The organism is Polaribacter sp. (assembly GCF_965656025.1).
Classification (GTDB): domain Bacteria; phylum Bacteroidota; class Bacteroidia; order Flavobacteriales; family Flavobacteriaceae; genus Polaribacter.
Genome location: NZ_CBFHJT010000131.1, coordinates 1 through 2,146 on the forward strand (window position 1 = coordinate 1; position 2,146 = coordinate 2,146).

Consider the following 2,146-nt stretch of genomic DNA (forward strand, 5'->3'; position numbering starts at 1 on the left):
GTAAAATAAACGTTATAACTTGTAGCGTCATCCACAGGTTGCCATTCTACAAAAGCAGATTCTAACCAACCTCCATATTTATTTAAAGTTACTGTTTGAGCACCAGAAAAGTATGAAAATAAAAAGGCTGTAAAACAAATTAGAGAAGTTCTCATGAGCTTAAAATTCAAGATTACCTAATTATTTATGTAATCGATTACAAATATAAATAAATTTTGTTGAACTATATATTTATCTATTGATACTTAACTTAATGATTTCTAATAATTGTTGATTTTTTAAAGTAAAAAAGGCAAAGAATAGAATTCTTTGCCTTTTTTATTATTTATTTTTAAAATGATTATTATCTCCAACGAGGATCTCCAACATTGTTGTCAATCAAATCTTGATTGGTTAATGTAAAATTCCCTGAAGCAGCGTCTACAAAACCTGGATCTAACTCTGTATGTGTACCTGAAGCATCGAAAATAAATTGAGATGAATCGAGATAACCAGGAGCATTCCAATAATTATTATTAAAGAATGTTGGTGATTCGTCAATACCAGACCTATCTGCAAAACCTTCTGAGTCTGTATTTGCTATTAATGTATTATTAACAGTAATATCATTTGAATCGAAACGCACATAAAATAATCTTCTACTTGAGCTATTAGAACAAGCATGTATTGTACAACTTTCTACAAGTATATTTACATTGCTATTACCATTAGAAGTACCTGAAGCATCAAGTCTTAAAAAGTCACGACCAGGAGCACAATTATCAAATGTACTGTTCAATATGTTTACGCCTAATACATCTCCATTTCTAAAATCAATTAAATCTCCACCATTTGTTAAGATATTACTAACTATAGAATTTTCTATTGTTAATGATTGCAAAATTCCATCCGTTGTGGGACCTCTAACAAAAGAACGATTATAATCATGTATGTTACAACCACTAATTAATAATGAATTAAAATTACCTGGGTTTGTATAACTAACAACATCATTTAAGTCTGTTGGTAAATCTCCTGTTAAATCTAAATCTATCAATTCTACATTTTCTGCACCTGCATCAATAGTAAAAGCTACTTTTAAAAGTGGTTTAAAATCTGGTTTTAAACCTCTTAGTGTAATTGATTTATTTAACGTAATTCTACCAACTTGAGCTGTAAAGTCTCCTTCCTCAAAAAGTATAATATCTCCTGAAGCTGCATCTGCTATTGCTTGAAAAATATCATCTGATGGGGTTAATACTACGTTATTACCAATGTCTATACCGGTAGTAAAATCAGCTGTTCCTCTAATTTTAGTATTATTATATAGTGTTGCACTATAATCAGTTTCTGATGCTAACCCAGGAATTGTAGCAACTCCTGCAGCCTTCTCTTGAGCAGAAATATCATATCTGATGGTTCCTGGCTCTAACACAAAATGAGTTACATTTAAACCAGCTTCCCATCTCAGTGTAGCTGAAAGTGCTTGAATATCTCCTGGTTGTGAAGGTAACATTATTTGTTCTGTTAATGTTGTTGCTTCTCCTAATGCCCAAGTTGAATCATTTAAACCACGAGAACTTACTGCTTTAACTCTTATTGAATATACAGTTTCTCCTTCTAATCTTATTTGAACTGGTAATTCATCTGCTCTTACTGCTTGAGATAAAAACACCGTGTTAAAATCTGGATCATCTGCACTAAATTCTACAAGATAATTAGAAACTTCTTCGCGACCATCCCAAGATAATTCTACAGTAGTTTGGTTTCTAATTTTTGCTTCTAGATTGATAGGAGCAAATTCTCTCTCTAAAGAAAGTTCTTCTATCACATCTTCGTCATAATTAGTGATACCACAACTGGTAATATTAACTATTAACAAGATAGCAAATATTCCTCTTATTATATTTTTTAATTTCATAATAGGTTTTTATATTTTTTATTAATATCCGTAATCGTTCACTAATTTACCATTACTAGTATCTATAAATGTTTGCCAAATAGGCCAAAATTGTCTTTCATCTGGATTTACACCTTCTTTAAACAATGCGTTTATTCTATTGTCTTCTAAGTTTGTCCAGTCTTTTGCTGTATAATCAGGTCCAGGGTTTGTATCTTCTCCTCTATTTAATCCATAGATATCTAAAGTTTCATTATCAGATTCATA

General features: G+C 30.8%; 1 protein-coding gene and 1 pseudogene. Both read right to left on the bottom strand.

What is annotated here, in order from left to right; genetic code table 11:
* Positions 1–343 precede the first annotated feature (343 nt).
* Positions 344–1,900 carry a DUF5123 domain-containing protein gene (locus ACTG3S_RS14295; RefSeq protein WP_439130006.1) on the bottom strand — a complete coding sequence of 519 codons (1,557 nt, stop codon included), beginning with the start codon at positions 1,898–1,900 and terminating at the stop codon, positions 344–346.
* Positions 1,901–1,921: 21 nt separating this feature from the next.
* Positions 1,922–2,146: pseudogene (locus ACTG3S_RS14300) on the bottom strand (RagB/SusD family nutrient uptake outer membrane protein); the annotation flags it as partial.